The organism is Rhodococcus sp. 5A-K4 (assembly GCF_046097995.1).
GTDB classification, from domain to species: domain Bacteria; phylum Actinomycetota; class Actinomycetes; order Mycobacteriales; family Mycobacteriaceae; genus Rhodococcus_F; species Rhodococcus_F erythropolis.
The window spans coordinates 336,405-355,261 of record NZ_JBJURM010000001.1; the positions used below are offsets into that span (position 1 = coordinate 336,405).

The window sequence follows — 18,857 nt, forward strand, 5'->3', positions numbered from 1 at the left end:
CGGGGCGGGATGTGCCAGCATTCAGACATGACATTTCTGGCACGTCTCATCATCAACGGCATAGCCATCTGGCTGGCGTCGGCGTGGGTCACCGGCATCACGATCGCCAACCACGACAACGGCACCTGGGGCACGGTTCTCGTGATCGCGGTGATCGCTTTGATCTTCACGGTGGTCAACGCCTTCATCAAGCCGGTAGTGCAGCTTCTCTCACTACCGCTGCTCATCCTGACCCTCGGACTGTTCACGCTGGTGATCAACGCCCTGATGCTGATGCTGACGGCGTGGATCTCGTCCGGTACGTCCTACGGCTTGACGGTCGACGGCTTCTGGACGGCAGTCTGGGGCGCGCTGATCATCTCGATCGTGAACTTTCTGCTCAGCGCGTTCGTCCCCGACAACCGTTGAGTCCGTCGACGTTCAGGCGAGACTGAGCGCAACTGCGGTCGCGGCACCCCAGACGAGCATGGCGAGTCCGGTGTCGCGCAACGCGGGGATCAGGGCCATACCCTGACCGCCGGAACGCAGTGGGGCGTTGGCTCGGATTGCCAGTGGCAACGCCAGCAATCCGAGCAATGCCCACGGAGTACGCAGGATCAGCAGCAAGGTCGCGACGAACGGGACGGCCAGCAGGATCACGTGCAGCGTGCGGGTCTTCGCGTCGCCGAGCCGGACTGCGAGAGTGATCTTTCCGGACTCGGTGTCGGTCGGGATGTCTCGAAGATTGTTGGCAACGAGCACCGCGCTCGAGAACGAGCCGATGGCGATCGCGCCGGCCAGCCCGGCCAGATCCACCCGTTCGGCCTGTACGAATTGAGTTCCCAGCACTGCGATCAGCCCGAAGAAGATGAACACGGCGATCTCGCCGAACCCGCTGTATCCGTACGGCTTCTTGCCGCCGGTGTAGAACCAGGCACCGATGATGCAGAACACGCCGACCGCAACCAGCCACCAGGCTGTGGTCGCCGCCAGAACGAACCCGGCTACCGCGGCAACGGTGAAGCAGCTGATCGCTGCGGCCTTCACAGCTCCGGGACTGACCAACTTCGATCCGACCAAGCGCAGTGGCCCGACGCGGTCGTCGTCCGTTCCGCGGATTCCGTCGGAGTAGTCGTTCGCGAAATTCACCCCGACGATCAAGGCCAAGGAGACGATCAGTGCCAGGAGCGCCTTCCACCACACTGCGAGGTCCAGGGACGCCGCGGCTCCGGTGCCGACCAGCACGGGCGCAATCGCGTTCGGGAGTGTGCGCGGCCTCGCGCCTTCGATCCATTGAGCAGCTGTTGCCATACAACGATCTTTGCACTGTGCAATACGATCGAACGCGGTGGATCAGCACATGACTCGAGACGTGAGTGAGCGCGCCAGGTACGCGCAGTCGGGCGAAGACCCGGCAGACATTGCCTTGCTCGGACCCATTTCGACCAAAGTGGGCGATCGTCTGGTTCCGTTGCCGGGTCCGCGAGCTCGAACTCTGCTGGTTGCGCTGGCTCGCAATCCGGGTGAGCCCCGTACTGCGCAGAGCCTGATCGACGACGTCTGGGGGCTGGAGCCGCCGCGCTCACCGATGAACGCCCTCCACACTCAGGTCTCGCGCCTGCGATCTGCACTTCCGGACGGGTCGCTCGAAGTCACGGCGGCCGGATACCGGCTCACTCTCGCGCGGGAGCGTGTCGACCTGGCCCGGGCAGCGGACGCCGTCCGTCGTCTGCGCGCCGGCGGCGCTGACGCGTCCGAGGCACTCGCCCTCACGACCGCGGCGCTGCGCCTGTGGCGCGGTACCCCCGGCAGCGACGTGGTCGGCGACGTCGCAGATCGTCTGGCGCTCGACGCGGGCCGCGTGTACGACGAACTGGAGACGGTGCAGATCGACGCTTTGCTCACGTTGGGGGAGTACGCGGCCGCCATTCCACTGGTGCGCGGACGCCATCTGTCGAGCCCGTTCGACGACACAGCGGCCGAAGCGTTGATGCGTGCGCTCGCCGGAGCCGGCCGAGTCAACGAGGCACTCGAAGTATTCGCGGAGTTCCGCAACCACCTCGCCAATCGCCTGGGCGCTGATCCGTCACCCGCACTGGTGGCTCTGAACGCGGAACTTCTCGGGGCACCTGCGGCAACACCGCGAGCTGCGCGGGCGATCGGTCTACGCGCTGCCCCCAACACCTTGCTCGGTCGCGACAGCGACATCGACCAGATCGAATCCTTGCTGGCTCGCTCACGTGTGGTCACCATTCTCGGACCTGGTGGCGCCGGAAAAACCCGTCTCGCACACGAATTGGGCCTGCGCGGATCCGTGAACCAGCCTGGCGTCGCGGTGGTACTCGTGGAGTTGGCGTCGTTGCGCAGCAGTGAAGATGTCATCGCGGCCATCGGCGGCACCCTCGGAATCAGCGAATCCGATCTGGCGCCAGGCAAATTGACCGTCGGCCGGACGCATTCGGCGCGAGAGCGACTCAAAGAGGCGTTGTCCGCCGGTCCGATGTTGCTCATCCTCGACAATTGCGAGCACGTGATCGGCGCGTGTTCGGAGATCGTGGCCGAGATGATCGCGGCCGGTCGTCAGCTGACGGTACTGACCACCAGTCGTTCGCCGCTCATGATCAGTGCCGAGGCGGTGTACCCGTTGCCGCCGTTGGCGATCGACGACGGAACCGGCTCGGCAGTCGAGCTCTTCTCGGCGAGAGCCCGTGCGGTGCGGCCGTCCGTTCATCTGGACGTCGATGCGGTCGTCAAGCTGTGTACGACGCTCGACGGACTCCCGTTGGCGATCGAGCTCGCGGCTGCCCGGGTCCGCACGATGAGCGTCGACGAAATCGGTTCGAGACTTCGAGATCGGTTCGCGTTGTTGCGCTCCGATGATCCGACGTCTCCAGATCGGCATCGAACTCTGCACGCGGTGATCGACTGGAGCTGGAATCTGTTGGGCAGCGGTGATCAGATTGCGCTGCGTCGGTTGTGCCGATTCCCAGCAGGTTTCACGCTTTCCTCGGCGCAGGCCGTTGCCGGGTGGGGAGAGTTGAACGATGTGGCCGGCGCTGTCGAAGCGCTGGTCAATCAGTCACTTCTTTCCGTCAGCGACGGGCAGGGTGAGCTTCGGTACTACATGCTCGAGACGGTCCGTGAATACGGCGAGGAGCAGCTCGCCGCGTCCGGAGAGGGGCCGGAAGTGATCCGGCGCCTGGATGTCTGGGCAATCGCGATCGCCGAGGACGCCGTCGTGCGTGCACGCACGGATCAGCTGCGCCTGATTGCCGACCTCGACGCCGAGCACGACAACCTTCTCGCGGTTCTTCGCTGGGCCGTGGAGCGCGGCGACGCGGTCACCGTAGCCAACGTCTTTCCCGTCCTCGCGATTCTGTGGGCCGTACGAGGATCGAATTCGGAAGTCTCGAACTGGGCGTCGAAGATCGTCGGGGCGACCGCGGACAACGATCTACGCGATGTAAATGCAGAATTGGTGGGCGCGACGTTCATTCTGGTGGCGATGCATCTGTTTTTCGCGGAGACCGATCGAAACCATGCCCGCGCGCGGGTTCGTCTTCGAAAGCTGTTGCGTGAGCGCGATGATCTCGGTCCGTTGTTCGCATTTCTGATCAAGCTGACCACGAGTGGGATCGCCAACCACAGACTTGCGCGTTTGGTTGCGGAAGGCGTTCGCAGTTCCGACCCCGAGACCCGAATGGCTGCGCTGTCCGCGCGTTCGAATATGCGCGAGAACATCGGGGATCTGCGGGGCGCTTTGCTGGACGGGGAAGCGTTGTTCGATTACGCGACCAATGCCGGTGACGAGTGGGGCCTGGCGATGGCGGCCCAGCATGTCGGGTCGGTCCACAGCCAATCCGCGCGATATGGCGAGGCCATCGAGTTCTACGCGATTGCGGCGGCGTCGATGGAACGCCTCGGTGCACGTGACGAGGCGATGCAGCTCATCTGCTTTCAAGCCGGAGCAATGATCGCATCCGGTGACACCGCCGGCGGGCGAACACTTCTCGATCGGGCACGTCCGGCCTTGGCGCACTCGGGTGGGACCGGTGCCATCGAAACCGATCAACGGCGCGCGGCGCTGATGGCGAGCATCGCCGAGGCGGATCTCGCGGACGGCCGAGTCGAAGAAGGGTTGGCCAGGTATCGAGAAGCACTGGAGTTGTTGGGCTCTGCGATCGAGAACATCTTCGGTGATCCCTTCGTCGTTCTGCTCGGTGCTGCGGCCGTGTGTGCTCACGTCGTTCACGGCCGACATGAACTCGTGGCAAGTCGTGTTCTGCAGATGAAGGATTCGAGTGCTCTCAAGTTCGATCCCAAGGGTTATGCGGACCTGCCGCTCGCGGGTTCCTTGGCGTCGGCGATCGGGTCGTTCGATCTTGTCACGGGCAACATCGATCGAGGGGTCGAACTGATGGCTCTGTCGTTGAAAATGCCGGGGAGACAGGACTTCGTCTCGCTCCACCATGCGCGTCTCTCCGACTTCGCTGTCGGTGTGGTGGGAGCCGACAGGTGGTCTGTGGAAACCGAGAAGGTGTCGGGCTACTCACGCAGAGCGGTCCGCGAAGCAGTGTTGGCTGCGCTTCGCGGACCGGTGCTGGATTAGGTCTGGACGATGTTGCGGGACTTATGTCTTGCGCATGTACATCCGGACGGTCAGGGGTGCCATGACGGCAACGATCACCGCGGCGCCGACCAACGACCACACGACGTGGATACCGAAGTGACCGTCGTTGGCCAGCTCGCGAACTGCGGTCACCAAGTGTGAGACCGGATTGACGTTCACGAACTTCTGAAGCCAACTCGGCATGGTGGCAGGATCGACGAACGCATTCGACAGGAACGTCAGCGGGAACAGCACGAGCATCGAAACACCCTGCACCGTGGACGCTTTGTTCATCAGCACGCCCATGAGAGCGAAGATCCAGCTGATGGAGAATGCGCACACCATGACCAGGATCGCGGCAGACAGAATGCCGACCACGCCGCCTGCGGGGCGGTAACCCATCGCGAAACCGACGATGAACGTGATGGTCGTTGCGATGCCGTAGCGCACGACGTCGGCGAGCAATGCGCCGGACAGCGGGGCGATACGAGCGATGGGAAGGGATTTGAAGCGGTCGAACACGCCCTTGTCCATGTCCTCACGAAGCTGAGTGCCCGTGACGATGGAACCGGTGATGACGGTCTGGACGAGGATGCCGGGGATGATCGTCGGCAGATATGCCGTCACGTCACCGGCGATCGCGCCGCCGAAGATGTACGTGAACATCAACGTGAAGATGATCGGCTGGATGACGACGTCGAAAAGTTGCTCGGGGTTGTGCTTGATCTTGAGAATTCCGCGGTACGCCATCGTGAACGTGTTCGCGAAGCTCTGCTGCAGGCTGATGCGGCGGGGTGCGGCATCCGGCTGGGCTATCGGCGACCGGGGTTTTGTGAGGGTGGTTGTCATGCGACGCTCCGATCGGAGTCGTTGTCGGACTGGGCGTCGTTGCGTCCACCGTCTTCGGGCTGGTGCCCGGTAATGGTCAGGAACACTTCGTCCAGGCTGGGTTTCTGTACGTTGATCTCGTCGACGGCAATTCCTTGCTCACGCAGACGGATCAACAGGTCCGCAGTGATCGACGGGTCGCTCAGTGGTGCGGTGATCCGCCCGACTTCGGGGGTGACACCCACCTCGACGCTCAGCGCAGCCGCGATGAGCGAACGAGCTTCCTCGGTTCGGTCACGGTCGACCAACTTGAGTTGGAGGGAGGAGATCCCGACCGAAGCCTTGAGTTCGTCGGCGGTGCCGTTGGCGATCACGCGACCTCGGTCGATCACTGCGATGCGATCGGCCAACTGATCGGCCTCGTCGAGGTACTGCGTGGTGAGCAACACCGTCGAGCCCTCGGCGACGAGTCGCCGGATGGTCACCCACATCTGAGCGCGGGTGCGCGGATCCAGGCCGGTGGTGGGCTCGTCGAGGAACAGGAGCGGCGGGCGAGCGATCAGGCTGGCCGCCAGATCCAGGCGCCGACGCATACCGCCGGAGAAGTTCTTCAGCGGTTTGGTCGCGGCCTCGACCAGGTCGAACTCCTCGAGGAGTTCGAGGGACTTGGTGCGCGCATCGCGGCGGCTCAGGCCGAGCAACCGGGAGAAGATCACGAGGTTCTCGGTCGCGGTCAGATCCTCGTCGACGGAGGCGTACTGCCCGGTGACGCCGATCAGGGAGCGGACCGCGGTGGGTTCACGGCTGACGTCGTGACCGAAGATGCGCGCCTCACCGCCGTCGGGGCGAAGGAGGGTGGCGAGCATGCGGACAGTGGTGGTCTTGCCGGCGCCGTTCGGCCCGAGGACGCCGAACACCGAGCCGGTGGGGACGGTGAGGCTGACGCCGTCGACCGCGCGGTGCTCGCCGAACTTCTTGACGAGTCCGTCGGCCTCGATGGCAAGAGGCGAAGCTGTGTGGTTCATGGGATGAAGCTTGGCAGATCGATCTTGCATGGACCTTGCGTGGAACTTGCGGTTACTTGCACAGCGCGCGAGGTCGGTGCTCCACAACCGGCAAACAATCCCCAGACGGATCTTGCTTGTCGGTGTGCGGGCGCGGCGGCATCACGCTCGCTGCATGGAGATTCTCACGCGGGCACAGGCTCACCGCGACGGCACCAGCGACGCGCAGTTGCAGCGAGCGGTCAGGCGCGGCGAGCTGCACCGAATCGCAGCGGGGATCTACATGCGCGCCGATCACTTCCGCGAACTCGATGCGAGAGCACGCCACCGCTGCGCTGTCATGGTAGCCACCGAAAGCTGTGGACCAGGCGCAATCGTGAGCCACGCTTCGGCAGCGGTCATGCACGGATTGGATTGCGGCGGATTGCGATTGGACACCGTGCATCTGACGCGTAGCCGATGCTCGGGTGGGCGGAAGAGTCAAACCTTGCATCTTCATCCGGCAGTGGTCCCGGCCGAGGAGGTCGCGCTGATCGACGGCGTCGCAACCACGTCGCTTGCGCGAACGTTCGTCGACCTCGCACGGACGACGCCGTTCGAGACCGCCGTGGTGATCGGTGATTGCGCCCTGCGACGTGGGATGAGGCGTGAGGACGTCGACGCTTCGCTCGATCATGCGCGCGGACGGCTGGGGATGAGTCGCGCTCGAGTGGCGGCGACGTTCATCGAACCAGGTGCCGAGAGTCCGGGGGAGTCCATCAGCCGGGTACGCATGCGCGACGACGGTTGGCCGATGCCGACCCTGCAGCACGAGATCCGTCACGGTGGCCGGTTCATCGGGAGAGTCGATTTCTTCTGGAAAGAGCACGGTGTGGTGGGCGAGTTCGACGGGATGGTCAAGTATCGCGGCGACAATCCGGGGAGGGCGGTAGAGCGCGAGAAACTGCGGGAGGACGCGATCCGGGACGCGGGGTTCGAGGTGTTCCGGTGGGTATGGGCGGATCTTCGCGACTTCGAACGTGTCCGCGAAAGGTTCGAGCGGGCTTGCCTCCGCGGAGCCGCGCGCTGATTGTGCAGCCGCGGCGCTGATCAGGCCTGCGGCTGAACAATCGTGCTGCGGCTGCTAGCTGAACCGAGCCACCAGGGCGGCGCGGTCGAGCTTGCCCGGCCCCCGGAGCGGCAGTGCGTCCACGACGAACAGCTCGCGCGGCGCCGCGGTGACGTCGAGTGTCCGCTGAGCATGTGCGCGTAGTTCATCGAGCGTGGGAGCTTCGCCCTCGGGTACGACCACGGCCACCACCCGCTGCCCCAGCCGCTGGTCCTCGATGCCGATCACCGCGCACTCGCGAACGGCCGGGTGATCGGCCAACGCGGCCTCGACCACCTGCGGTACGACGGTCAGCCCGCCGGTGGAGATTGCCTCGTCCAACCGGCCGCTGATGCGCAGGACTCCGTCGACCACCGCTCCGGCGTCGTCGGTCCGGAACCAACCGGGCTCGGCGAAAGCGGGGTGGTCGGGAAGCCCCCGGTACCCGGACGCGAGCATCGGTCCGCCCAGCAGCACTCGCCCGTCGTCGATACGAATCTGCGCTCCGGACAACGGGATTCCGTCGTAGACGCAACCGCCGGAGGTTTCACTCATCCCGTAGGTGCGGACGACGGTGATGCCCGCTTCGGTGGCCTGCGCGAGTACCGGCGCGGGAGTCGCAGCGCCGCCGAGCAGAACCGCGTCGAGTGACGCCAACGCCTCGACCGCGGCGCGATCACCGAGCGCCTTGACCAACTGCGTCGGCACCAAGGAGGTGTAGCGGCGCGGTCCGCTCATCGCGGCCACGGCGCCCGGAAGCGCTGCCGGGTCGAAACCCGCACTGACGTCGACGATCACCGGTTGCGTTCCGGCGAGAACACTGCGCAGCAGAACCTGCATACCGGCGATGTGGTGCGGAGGGAGAACGAGCAACCAGGATCCTGTGCCGCCGAGGCGTTCGTGGGTCGCGTCGCCGCTGGCACGCAGGGCATCAGCACCGAGCATCGCGCCCTTCGGCGTTCCCGTGGTTCCCGACGTGGCGACTACCAGCGAGACGCCGTCGTCGATGGGCTGATCGGGGTGCAGAGCGTCGCTCAGTCGGGCCGTCTCGCGTGCGTCGGCAGCCGGGACGGGGAGCACGGCGTCGTGCTCGCCGCCCAGGATCTGCGCGACGGCAGGCAATACCTCGAAAGCCGCCTCGCCCTGCGGAACCGCGAGTGTGCGAAGAACGTTCACCGGATGTCCGGCCCGGCAAGGGGCCAACCACCGTCAGCCAGATGGCTTCGCACGCGGTCGACATCGGTTTCGAGAGGCATCTCGTTGGTGATCTTCGTGATGAGGACCTGGATGTCGGTCTTCTCGATGGGCAGATCGCCGTCCTCGATCAACGCGTCGGCGACGGCGTCGACCTCGGCTTCGGAAAGTCTGCGAGTGAGGAGTGCGAAGAGCGGGATGTAGTCCTGTTCGGGGACGCCATTGGGATAGCCGGCCCGCAACCAGCCGACTATCGACGTGAGGAAGGGCGGAAGAGCCATGACGTCAGCTCACATCTCGAACTTCGTTGTCGGCGTCCACGTCTTCGATGACCGGCCACCCACCTGCGCGCAGTCTTTCGGTGACACGATCGACGTCGTCCTCGGACGGCTCCTCGTTGAGGATCCCCTCGATGATGGCGCGAATCGTGTCGTAGTCGACGTGGCGGTCCGGTACCTCGTGCGCGGACTCGATGGACATCGAAACGACCTGCTCGATCTCCTCGTCGGTCAGACGTCGACGGAGAACCGCGAGCAGGGCGAAATGATCCTTGTCCGGGATGCCCTCGGGGTACCCGGCGCGTAGCCAGTCGAGCACGCTGCGCAATGAATACTTGCTCAAATCCTCGGCCTCATTTTCGTTTCGGTGGTTTCAGTGGTGTGCCGCGACGACCACTCAGAAGACGTGGATTCCGAACGTGCTGGCCAAGAAGTTCTTCATCAACAACAGAATTCCGGCGAAGATCGTGACGAGCACGATCGCAAAACAGAGGTACGCACCCATTTTACCCAGGGTGGTCGGTCCTTCGGTGCCGTCGGGATTCGGCAGGCTCAGCGACTTGAGGCCGAATGCGAAGATCGCCGGCAGTCCCGCTCCGAAGAGCAGTCCTACTGCCACTACCTGCCAGAGCGAATCGAGGGTATCGGTGAGTAGATGCATTCTCTTGCGCCCCTTTCAGGAGTTGCGGGTGGCTTCGGTGGACGGAGTAGATTCGGCTGCCGGGATCTCGGCAATTGCCGCATCTGAATTCTCGTCCCATTCGGCGGTGACGTTCGCCGCGTCCACGGGTTCCTTACGCGAGCGTATGTACATGAAGATCGCGAAAGCGATGAGCGCGGCGAAGACGACGAGCACGCCGGCGAGTCCGCCGACCAGATGCGCAAGAGCCCAGCAGATAGCTCCGACGACGGCAGCCGACGGCAATGTGATCAGCCAGGCTGCGGCCATCCGGCCGGCGACACCCCAACGGACCTCGGCGCCCTTGCGACCGATACCCGTACCGAGGATCGATCCGGTGGCGACGTGGGTGGTCGAGAGGGGGAGTCCGAGGTGGCTCGACGTGAGGATGATGGCGGCGGACGACGCTTCGGCTGCCAGACCCTGCGGCGCGGCAATCTCGACAAGACCCTTGCCCAGTGTGCGGATGATGCGCCAACCGCCGAGGTAGGTGCCGAGGGCGATCGCGACGGCACAGGTGAACTTCACCCAGAACGGCATCTCGGTCTCGGCGGTGATGGTGCCGTGAGCGACCAGGGCCAAAAAGATGACGCCCATCGTCTTCTGGGCGTCGTTGGTGCCGTGTGCAAGTGAGATCAGGGAGGCGGTGCCGATCTGGCCGAAACGGAAACCGCGCTCGCGCTCGTCTTCCTTGACGGATGCGGTGATGCGGTACACGAGCTTGGTGCCGACGCCCGCGACCAGAGCAGCGACGACCGGCGCGAGGATCGCGGGGACGACGACCTTGGTCAGCACTCCGCCCCACTCGACTCCGCCCATACCGATGGAGGCGATCGCGGCGCCGATCAATCCGCCGAACAGCGCGTGCGAGGAGCTCGACGGCAATCCGAGAAGCCAGGTCGCCAGGTTCCAGATGATTCCGCCGACAAGACCGGCGAACACGATCAGCAGCAGATCCTGCCCACTGACCGCGCCGAGGTTGACGACACCTTTGGCTACCGTCGCGGCGACCTCGACGGACAGGAACGCACCGACCAGGTTCAGGATCGCGGAAAGTGTGACCGCAACTTTGGGCTTGAGTGCACCGGTCGCGATGGAGGTGGCCATTGCGTTACCCGTGTCGTGAAAACCATTCGTGAAATCGAACGCGAGGGCGGTGACAACTACCACCAGGAGGATTACGAGCTCTGCGGTCACAACGTGAATTGTGCGTATCGAACGCGTAAAAGTACAGCGAACGGGATGCGAACAGGGCCTCCGTGGAGTACGTCCCCGCGCGTGGGCTGCGGCGCTGCCGTTCGCGATGTGTTCAGCGCCACGAAATCCGAACCCTGTGTGGGACCTCACTTTTTGGTCTCACTCACCGGGAAGGCACATTCGGACCGTTTTAAACGCTGATTACCTACGGGCACCGAGCGCACCGGAACAGGGGTTTCACCTCTGTATCTCGGTGTCTGTCAGTGAGAAGGAGAGCTCCGACCGTGAAGCCCAACAAGTCCACGAAGCTGATCGTGGCACTCGCAGCGACCGCCGTTCTGGCATCAGCCTGCGCATCGAATCGTGGTGACGATCCCTACGCCGTCGCTGTCGGCGGACCAGGCGTCAGCGCCGATCTTGCGTCGAGCACATCCGACGCGAAGTTCGGCACCCTCGATTCGCCGTGTGGCGAAGGCGATGCCACCGGCGCAACCGATCAAGGCGTCAGCGACACCGAGATCAAGATCGGGTTCGGTGACGACCGCGGGTACGTGAAGTCTCCCGGGCTGAACAAGGAAATGAGCGATGCGGTGAACGCGCTCATCTCGTGGTGCAACGATCAAGGCGGTATCAACGGCCGCAAGGTCGTCGGTACCGACTACGACGCCGCGATGACGCAGGCCAACTCGGTCATGCAGGAAGCGTGCGCGAGTCAGTTCATGATGGTCGGCTACGGCTTCGCGATGGATCAGACCGCCGAGCAGACGCGTGTCGCGTGCAACCTGGTGTCAGTGCCAGGCTTCACCGTCTCGCCGGACGCCGCGAACGGACCCATGACGTTCCAGGGAGTCCCGTTCCCCGTCGACTACGCGAACGGTTCGCAGTGGTTCCAGATGGCCGAGATGCATCCCGATCTGGTGAACGACTTCGACGTCGTCAACAGCACGATGCCCACGATCATCAGCTCCACCACGAAGATTCGTTCGATCGCCGAGGCTGCGGGCTTCAAGCTCAAGGATTGCGGCGTCACACTCAACTACGAGGGCGAATCGAGCTACGTGCCGTTTGCCGAGAAGTACAAGGAGTGCGGTGCGAAGGGAATCTGGACGTCACGATCGGCAAGCCCGTCGGAGCTGAACTTCGTGAAGGCCCTCGACCAGGTCGGGATCGATCCCATCTTCTTCGGTGAAGCCACCTGGTACGGCGCGACCGTCTCCGATTGGAACAAGGACACCGGACTGCTCGACAACCTCAACGCGGGCATGACCTTCCAGATGCTCGAGAACGCGGACAAGGTGCCTGCAGTGAAGAAGTACGTGGATCTGGTTTCCGAGCAGGGTGGCAAGACTGCGCTTCTCGGTATGCAGGCGGCGTCGTCGTTCCTGCTGTGGGCGGCCGCCGCGGACGAGTGCGGCAGCGATCTGACGCGTCAGTGCATGGTCGACGAACTCTCGAACATTCACGAGTGGGACGGCGGCGGATTGCATGCCGCCACCGATCCCGGCAAGAACATGCCGGCCACCTGCGGACTCATGACCTCGCTGAAGGGCAGTACCTACTCGCAGGCGTTCCCGTCCACCGCGGGCGAATTCAAGTGCGACCCCAAGTACCTCGTCGCGACCGACAAGAGCACCTGGGGAACCGAGCTCGGCGCTGACCGCGTCTCGACGAAGTACCAGAACGCCAACGTCATCAAGCCGCAGTCCTGATTCTTCCGACTCGGGCGGCGAGCGCCAACCGCCGCCCGAGTCCCTAACGAGGGTTCAGCCATGAACACTTTTGTCACTTTCACGATCCTGGGCCTGGTCCTGGGATCGGTGTACGCGATCGCCGCCTCCGGGCTGGTACTCACGTACAACACGTCAGGCATCTTCAACTTCGCGCACGGTGCACAGGCAATGCTCGGTGCGTTCATCTACTGGCAGTTGCGCTACGGCTGGGAACTTCCCACTGTCGTTGCCTTGCTGATCTCGTTGGTCCTGGTCGGTCCGCTGATGGGTCTCGGCCTCTACGTCCTGATCATGAAGGGGCTACGCGATACCGCCGAGGTCACCAAAATCGTTGTGACGGTATCGATCCTGCTCGGAATGCTCTCGATTTCTCACTGGTTCTGGCATCCCGAGACCGCCCGAACGATGCAGATGTTCTTCGGTGACCAGTCCAAGATCACGGTGTTCGGCGCGAGCATCCGCTACCACGAGCTGATCTGCATCCTCGTTGCGATCGCTATCGCCGTCGGTCTGCGTATTCTTTTCACGCGCACCCGTGCCGGTGTTGCGATGCGCGGCGTCGTCGACGATCCGGAACTACTGCGCCTCAACGGCCACAATCCGGAGCGTCTCGCGGCACTGTCCTGGGCGATGGGTTCGACGCTCGCAGTCCTGGCCGGCATCCTGATCACCCCGATCAGTGGCGGCACACTCGAGGCGAACATGTTGACGCTCTTGGTGATCGACGCGTTTGCCGCGGCCATGTTCGGTCGGTTGCGCAGCATCCCGCGCACGTTTGTCGGTGCCGTGGTTCTCGGGCTTGCCGGTACGTACGTATTGGCGTACTTCCCGACCAGTTGGAGTTGGACGTCGAATTTCCGTGTCTCCCTACCGATGATCGCGCTGTTCGTCGTACTCATCGTCCTACCTCAGGACCGCCTGCGCGGTGCGGTCACTCGCACCCGTGAGCGGTACCACGTCCCGAGCGTGCGCATGGCCGTCGTCTGGGGCGTGGCACTGATCGTCATCGTGTACCTGATCCGTCTGCTGATGGTGACGTCGGCGGTCACGACACTGACCATCGGAATGACTTTCGCGATCATCGCGCTCTCGCTCACACTCCTCACCGGCTACGCGGGTGAATTGAACTTGGCGCCGGTATCTTTCGGCGCTATCGCTACCATCGTGGCCTTCCACTTCGGGATCTCCGGTTCCGGGTTGGCTGCGCACCTCAACCTGTGGGGCATCGTCGTCGGAGTCCTCGTCACCGCAGTGATCGGTGGCCTCGTCGCCCTGCCGGCGCTGCGACTTCGAGGGCTGTATCTCGCGCTTGCGACCATGGCATTCGGAGTGTTCCTCTCCAACATGGTCCTTCGCGACACCACCGAACACGAGATGTTCGGCATGAAGTATTCGCTGTTCAAAGACGGCAACATCGCTATCCCTCCGCTGAAGATCGGCCCGCTCGATCTGAGCAACGAGACGGTGTTCCTGATGACCGTGACCGCGCTGTTCTCGGTACTCGGCGTCGGCGTCATCGCGTTGCGTAACAGCGGCTACGGGCGCCGTCTCGCTGCGATGAAGGACAGCCCGGCCGGTTCGGCCATGCTCGGCCAGAGCCTGGTTCGGCTCAAGCTGAGCGTCTTCATGATCTCTTCGGGGATCGCCGGTCTCGGCGGCATTCTGATGTCGAGCGCGATGGGTTCGGTCTCGGGCGAGAGCTTTGCCATCATGGTCAGCCTCTCGCTGCTCATGCTGACCGTCGTCGCGGGCATCGGATACGTCACCGGCGCGCTGTTCGGTGGGCTCATGGCCGGAATCGGCTTTGCCGTCATCATGGTCTCGTTCACCAATCTGGCTTCGGCGCAACCGGAGTTGGAGGGAATGTGGCTGCTGCTGGGCAACATCGCGGCCGTCAGCCCGGCCCTGATCGGCATCGGTGTCGGCGCGAACCCCAGTGGCACCGTGCACAGCGTGATCGAGGGATACCGTCGGCTCACCGATGCCAGGCCGGTTCTGATCGGCGGCGCCGCAGTCGTTCTACTGACCTACGTCCTTGCTCTGACCGGCGTACTCGGCAACTGGTGGTTCGCGTCCATCACGATCGCGGTGGTGTTCATGCTGCCCGTGATCGGCGAGATGGTCATGCCCCGTGCGGTTCTCACTCCGGAAGAATTGGCCGCCAAGGCGACAGTCGTTCCCGAAGACGTCGGGATCGACGTCCCGTACAGCCCCGAGATCCGTGACGAGATCGACCGCGAACTGGGGATTCCTCAGTACCAGGGCGGCTCGCCGAAGGAGTTGACCGCCCATGTCTGACACACCTCTTCTCGAAACACGCGGTGTGAGCGTTCGTTTCGGTGGGCACGTCGCGGTCAAGGACGTTTCGCTCACCGTGCAACCCGGAACCGTGACGGGACTGATCGGACCGAATGGTGCGGGCAAGACGACGCTCTTCAACACCATCACCGGGCTGCAGAAACCCACGTCCGGTCAGGTGTTCCTCGGCGGCGTCGACGTGACGAAGCTGCCGCCGCACAAGCGGGCAGGTCGCGGGCTTGCGCGTACCTTCCAGCGGCTCGAACTGTTCGTCTCGCTGTCGGTGCGTGACAACCTGCGTGTCGCGGGAGACATCCACAAGGCGAACGGCCGCAACAAGATCGACGTGGACAGCGAGACGGATCGTCTGCTGGAGCTGACCGGGCTGACGGATGTCGCGGACAAGGACGTCGCGGACATCCCCACCGGACGCGCCCGCGTAGTCGAAGTTGCACGGGCGCTCATGACCGACCCGCGAGTGCTGCTGCTCGACGAACCGGCCTCGGGCCAGACCGAGCAGGAAACCGAGGTCTTTGCCGAGATGCTCACCGAGCTGGCGGCGGGTGGACTCGGAATCTGTCTGGTGGAGCACGACATTCCGCTGGTGATGAAGGTGTGCTCGACCATTCACGTGCTCGACTACGGCGCAGTCCTCGCATCGGGCGATCCGGAGAAGATCCGGACGGATCCGGAAGTGATCGCGGCCTACATCGGGACCGAGGAGGAGGCGGTATGACTTCAGCGAAAATTGGCGATGCGAAAATCGACGAGGGCATACGCAGCCCCGACCGCGCCGAACCGTTGCTCGAACTGTCCGGTGTCCGTGCCGGTTACGGATCCATCGAGGTTCTGCACGGGGTGGATCTGGTACTCGAACCGGGCGCAGTGGTGGCGCTGCTCGGACCCAACGGTGGTGGCAAGACGTCGACGCTCAAGATCTGCTCAGGCGTCCTGCCGGTCACCCGCGGCGAGTTCCGGCTCGCGGGCCAGGTCGTGAACGGCGTCGAGCCTTCGGAGTTGGCGAGGCTGGGCGTCTGCTCCATCCCCGAGGGACGCGGGATCTTCGCAAACCTGACCGTGCGCGAAAATCTGTGGATCGCCACGGGAACGGGCGTCGGGTTGGCCGAACTCGAAGAGGTTGCGTACAGCAGGTTCCCGATCCTGGGGGAGCGGCGCGGGCAGTTGGCCGGATCGATGTCCGGCGGCGAGCAGCAGATGCTGGCGCTGTCACGGGCGCTCGGCACTCACCCGACGGTGCTCCTGCTCGACGAGCTGTCGATGGGTCTCGCACCGCGAATCGTCTCGCAGATGTACGACGTCGTCGGCTCGCTTGCAGCCGAAGGCATTTCCATTCTCGTCGCCGAGCAGTTCGCACGAGCGGTGCTGCCCATCGCGACCTCGGCCGCACTCATGTTGCAGGGACGCGTCGTGAAGACCGGCGATCCCCTCGACATCGAAAACGAACTTTCTACCAGTTATCTAGGAGGATGACGATGACTACTCTCGCCGAAGATCGCCGTGAGGAATTCAAGAAGAACATCGCAGAGTTGCAGCTGGACAAGAAGCAGGCAGGCGGCGACGCGGCGACGCGCATCGCCGGCCTGGTGCTCATGGTCGTCGGAGTCGTCGGCGCCTTCGTCGTCTACATCTCTTCGCTGACGCTCTCGGACCTGCGGGATCTGGTGTCGTACCAGATCCTCACCGTGGTTTTCCTCGCCCTGACAGTGGTCGGTGCCGCACTCTTCCTGGCCGCATCGGTGGCAAAGGTGCTGCGGCTGTGGTTGGTTCGCCAACTGCTCGAGGGTCAGGCCCAGACAGATCAGATCTCTCAGGCGCTGAGCACGCGCAACTGATCTCTGCGAAGAACCGACAGATGCCCGCCACGAAAGTCGTGGCGGGCATCTGTCACTGCTCGGCTACAGCTGTGTCTCGACTACGCGGACGGTGGCCGGGAATCGCGTCGGATCGGATGGTCCTCCGGGATCTGCACCATCACGATCGGTGTCCCGTCGGGGTCGGCGATCCACATCTCGTGCAGACCCCACGGTTCTTGCCTGGCCTCGCGGGCGATCTTGACTCCGGCGAGAACCAGTTCGGTCTGAGCGGCAGTGAGGTCACGGACCTGCAGCCAGATCGCGCCGCGAAAGCCACCTTCGCCGGTGCCGCCGTGCGCTGCGACTTCGATCAGCCCTTGGCCGGCGAAGAAGACTGTGCCGCCGGGATATTCACGAGCGATCGCCAGACCGAGGGTGTCTCGGTAGAAGCTCAGCGTTCGTTCGTACTCGCTCGGGCGCAATATCGTACGGCTACTCAGAATCTCCACGTCCGACCTCCCTCTCGCACCTACTGTCTCAGAAGTACCAGGGATATGGTGACCAATCGGGATCACGCTTTTCGAGGAACGAGTCGCGACCCTCGACGGCCTCGTCGGTCATGTACGCCAAACGTGTTGCCTCACCGGCGAACAGCTGCTGGCCGACCAACCCGTCGTCCTGCAGGTTGAACGCGTACTTGAGCATCCGCTGTGCCTGCGGCGACTTGCCGTTGATCTTGCCTGCCCAGTCGATCGCGACGTTTTCGAGTTCCGCGTGGTCGACAACCTTGTTGACCGCGCCCATCTGATGCATTTCCTCGGCGGTGTACGTCTCACCCAGGAAGAAGATCTCGCGAGCGAACTTCTGGCCCACCATCTTTGCCAGATAGGCGCTGCCGTAGCCGCCGTCGAAGCTTCCGACGTCGGCGTCGGTCTGCTTGAACCGTGCGTGCTCGCGGCTGGCGAGTGTCAGGTCGCACACCACGTGCAGGCTGTGACCGCCGCCCGCAGCCCAACCATTGACCAGGCAGATCACGACCTTCGGCATGAAGCGGATCAGGCGCTGGACCTCGAGGATGTGAAGGCGTCCGGCGCGTGCTTTGTCGACGGTGTCCGCCGTTTCACCTTCGGCGTACTGGTAGCCGCTGCGGCCACGGATGCGCTGGTCTCCGCCCGAGCAGAACGCCCAGCCGCCGTCCTTCTCGCTCGGTCCGTTGCCGGTGAGCAGGACCGCTCCCACGTCGGAGGTCATACGGGCGTGATCGAGCGCGCGGTACAACTCGTCGACGGTGTGCGGGCGGAACGCATTACGTACTTCCGGTCGGTCGAAGGCGACGCGAACGGTGCCTTGACTGACGTGCCGGTGGTACGTGATGTCGGTGAGGTTCTCGAATCCGGGAACAGGGCGCCAGAGCTGCGGGTTGAAGGTCACCTCAGTCACGATAGAGGCACGCCTCGCGTGTCTAACGGATGCCTGAGGTAGAACACGTTCCCGGGCGCGCTAACGTGCAGGTCATGAGCGAACAAACCGCAGACGGCACGGAGATCGTCACAGACGGTGAGAAGCGGGGCGGATTTCCACGGTTCCGGCACACTCCTGCAGGTCCGGACTTCGGCCGCTTCGTCGAAGCGATGCGCAGGTTGCAGGACCTTGCCGTCTCGACCAATGTTCCCGACGACGTACTCGCTGACATCGCTACGCAGGCCGAGGAGCTTGCCGATCGGTTGACTCCGTACGAGGTGCCGGAGGGCAAGTCGCCCGCGGGCTCGAACATCCAACTGCCCGGACGCGGCAGCCTCCTCATGCTCCCGTGGATGGTCGAGAAGTTCGACACCGAAGGAGTCCGCAGTACCGGCGTCTTCCGCCGCTACCACCTGGGCGGCAACGGTGCCGCTCACGGCGGCGTCCTGCCCTTGCTGTTCGACGACGTCTTCGGGATGACGGTCCACGCGGGTGGTCGTCCGATTTCCCGGACCGGCTACCTCCACATCAACTACCGTGCGATCACTCCGCTCAACACGCAACTGGTGATCGAAGGGAAGGTGGATCGGGTCGAGGGTCGCAAGACCTTTGTCAGCGCACGCCTGACCGACCTCGACGGCAAGCTCCTCGCCGACGGTGAGGCGCTCATGATCGAACTGCTTCCAGGACAGCCCTGAC

The 18,857-nt window shown here is 63.9% G+C and carries 19 protein-coding genes; 9 read left to right on the forward strand and 10 right to left on the reverse strand.

The features are described from left to right. Positions 1-27 precede the first annotated feature (27 nt). On the forward strand, positions 28-408 hold the full coding sequence (locus tag ACKAMS_RS01595) for a phage holin family protein (RefSeq protein ID WP_003941998.1): 381 nt from the start codon (positions 28-30) through the stop codon (positions 406-408). 12 nt (positions 409-420) lie between these two features. On the opposite strand, the gene ACKAMS_RS01600 is transcribed toward ACKAMS_RS01595, so the two are convergent. Beyond that, entirely contained in the window at positions 421-1,290 is an 870-nt protein-coding gene (locus ACKAMS_RS01600) for a 1,4-dihydroxy-2-naphthoate polyprenyltransferase (protein ID WP_019744341.1), read from the reverse strand. Positions 1,291-1,339: 49 nt separating this feature from the next. On the opposite strand from ACKAMS_RS01600, the gene ACKAMS_RS01605 reads away from it, so the two are divergent. Further along, positions 1,340-4,588: a BTAD domain-containing putative transcriptional regulator gene (locus ACKAMS_RS01605; protein ID WP_408988520.1), complete on the forward strand. Its 3,249-nt coding sequence runs from the start codon at positions 1,340-1,342 to the stop codon at positions 4,586-4,588. A gap of 21 nt (positions 4,589-4,609) precedes the next feature. Here ACKAMS_RS01605 and ACKAMS_RS01610 read toward each other — a convergent pair whose 3' ends face one another. Both ACKAMS_RS01610 and ACKAMS_RS01615 read right to left on the reverse strand, forming a co-directional pair. Continuing rightward, a complete protein-coding gene (locus ACKAMS_RS01610; protein ID WP_003941848.1) occupies positions 4,610-5,437 on the reverse strand; it encodes an ABC transporter permease in 828 nt (275 codons plus the stop codon). After that, a complete protein-coding gene (locus tag ACKAMS_RS01615; RefSeq protein WP_003941960.1) occupies positions 5,434-6,441 on the reverse strand; it encodes a daunorubicin resistance protein DrrA family ABC transporter ATP-binding protein in 1,008 nt (335 codons plus the stop codon). The genes ACKAMS_RS01610 and ACKAMS_RS01615 overlap by 4 nt, the downstream gene beginning before the upstream one ends. A 154-nt stretch (positions 6,442-6,595) precedes the next feature. Here ACKAMS_RS01615 and ACKAMS_RS01620 point away from each other — a divergent pair, with 154 nt between their 5' ends. Next, a complete protein-coding gene (locus ACKAMS_RS01620; protein WP_408988521.1) occupies positions 6,596-7,489 on the forward strand; it encodes a hypothetical protein in 894 nt (297 codons plus the stop codon). Between the two features lie 54 nt (positions 7,490-7,543). Here the strand turns inward: ACKAMS_RS01620 and menE are convergent, their stop codons facing one another. From menE to ACKAMS_RS01645, 5 genes are read right to left on the reverse strand one after another with little or no spacing between them, the layout of a single operon-like run. Further along, positions 7,544-8,683, reverse strand: a complete 1,140-nt coding sequence (gene menE / locus ACKAMS_RS01625; protein ID WP_021334073.1) for an o-succinylbenzoate--CoA ligase — start codon at positions 8,681-8,683, stop codon at positions 7,544-7,546. Then, on the reverse strand, positions 8,680-8,982 hold the full coding sequence (locus tag ACKAMS_RS01630; RefSeq protein ID WP_019744336.1) for a DUF3349 domain-containing protein: 303 nt from the start codon (positions 8,980-8,982) through the stop codon (positions 8,680-8,682). Before ACKAMS_RS01630 ends, menE begins: the two co-directional genes overlap by 4 nt. A gap of 4 nt (positions 8,983-8,986) precedes the next feature. After that, a complete protein-coding gene (locus ACKAMS_RS01635; protein WP_019744335.1) occupies positions 8,987-9,322 on the reverse strand; it encodes a DUF3349 domain-containing protein in 336 nt (111 codons plus the stop codon). A gap of 54 nt (positions 9,323-9,376) precedes the next feature. Then, positions 9,377-9,640 carry a membrane protein gene (locus ACKAMS_RS01640; protein WP_019744334.1) on the reverse strand — a complete coding sequence of 88 codons (264 nt, stop codon included), beginning with the start codon at positions 9,638-9,640 and terminating at the stop codon, positions 9,377-9,379. A 15-nt stretch (positions 9,641-9,655) separates the two neighbouring features. After that, on the reverse strand, positions 9,656-10,855 hold the full coding sequence (locus tag ACKAMS_RS01645; protein WP_099697448.1) for an inorganic phosphate transporter: 1,200 nt from the start codon (positions 10,853-10,855) through the stop codon (positions 9,656-9,658). 284 nt (positions 10,856-11,139) lie between these two features. Here ACKAMS_RS01645 and ACKAMS_RS01650 point away from each other — a divergent pair, with 284 nt between their 5' ends. Genes ACKAMS_RS01650 through ACKAMS_RS01670 form a run of 5 tightly spaced genes read left to right on the forward strand, consistent with a single transcriptional unit; the run spans position 11,140 to position 16,736 of the window. Next, the gene (locus tag ACKAMS_RS01650; RefSeq protein WP_047889752.1) at positions 11,140-12,564 is read left to right on the forward strand and encodes an ABC transporter substrate-binding protein; all 1,425 of its coding nucleotides are present in this window, start codon (positions 11,140-11,142) and stop codon (positions 12,562-12,564) included. A gap of 60 nt (positions 12,565-12,624) precedes the next feature. After that, positions 12,625-14,883, forward strand: coding sequence for an ABC transporter permease (locus ACKAMS_RS01655; protein ID WP_408988522.1), 2,259 nt, complete (start codon positions 12,625-12,627; stop codon positions 14,881-14,883). Continuing rightward, the gene (locus tag ACKAMS_RS01660) at positions 14,876-15,619 is read left to right on the forward strand and encodes an ABC transporter ATP-binding protein (RefSeq protein ID WP_007728482.1); all 744 of its coding nucleotides are present in this window, start codon (positions 14,876-14,878) and stop codon (positions 15,617-15,619) included. Before ACKAMS_RS01655 ends, ACKAMS_RS01660 begins: the two co-directional genes overlap by 8 nt. Further along, positions 15,616-16,374, forward strand: a complete 759-nt coding sequence (locus ACKAMS_RS01665; protein WP_020906807.1) for an ABC transporter ATP-binding protein — start codon at positions 15,616-15,618, stop codon at positions 16,372-16,374. The genes ACKAMS_RS01660 and ACKAMS_RS01665 overlap by 4 nt, the downstream gene beginning before the upstream one ends. A 2-nt stretch (positions 16,375-16,376) precedes the next feature. Beyond that, positions 16,377-16,736, forward strand: a complete 360-nt coding sequence (locus ACKAMS_RS01670) for a hypothetical protein (protein WP_408988523.1) — start codon at positions 16,377-16,379, stop codon at positions 16,734-16,736. A gap of 80 nt (positions 16,737-16,816) precedes the next feature. Here ACKAMS_RS01670 and ACKAMS_RS01675 read toward each other — a convergent pair whose 3' ends face one another. Together ACKAMS_RS01675 and ACKAMS_RS01680 are read right to left on the reverse strand one after the other, a co-directional pair. Next, a complete protein-coding gene (locus ACKAMS_RS01675) occupies positions 16,817-17,206 on the reverse strand; it encodes a VOC family protein (protein ID WP_019744328.1) in 390 nt (129 codons plus the stop codon). Positions 17,207-17,234: 28 nt separating this feature from the next. Continuing rightward, positions 17,235-18,128 carry a 1,4-dihydroxy-2-naphthoyl-CoA synthase gene (locus ACKAMS_RS01680; protein WP_024487301.1) on the reverse strand — a complete coding sequence of 298 codons (894 nt, stop codon included), beginning with the start codon at positions 18,126-18,128 and terminating at the stop codon, positions 17,235-17,237. Positions 18,129-18,211: 83 nt separating this feature from the next. On the opposite strand from ACKAMS_RS01680, the gene ACKAMS_RS01685 reads away from it, so the two are divergent. After that, the gene (locus ACKAMS_RS01685; RefSeq protein ID WP_024487302.1) at positions 18,212-18,856 is read left to right on the forward strand and encodes a PaaI family thioesterase; all 645 of its coding nucleotides are present in this window, start codon (positions 18,212-18,214) and stop codon (positions 18,854-18,856) included. The last annotated feature ends 1 nt before the right edge of the window (position 18,857 follow it).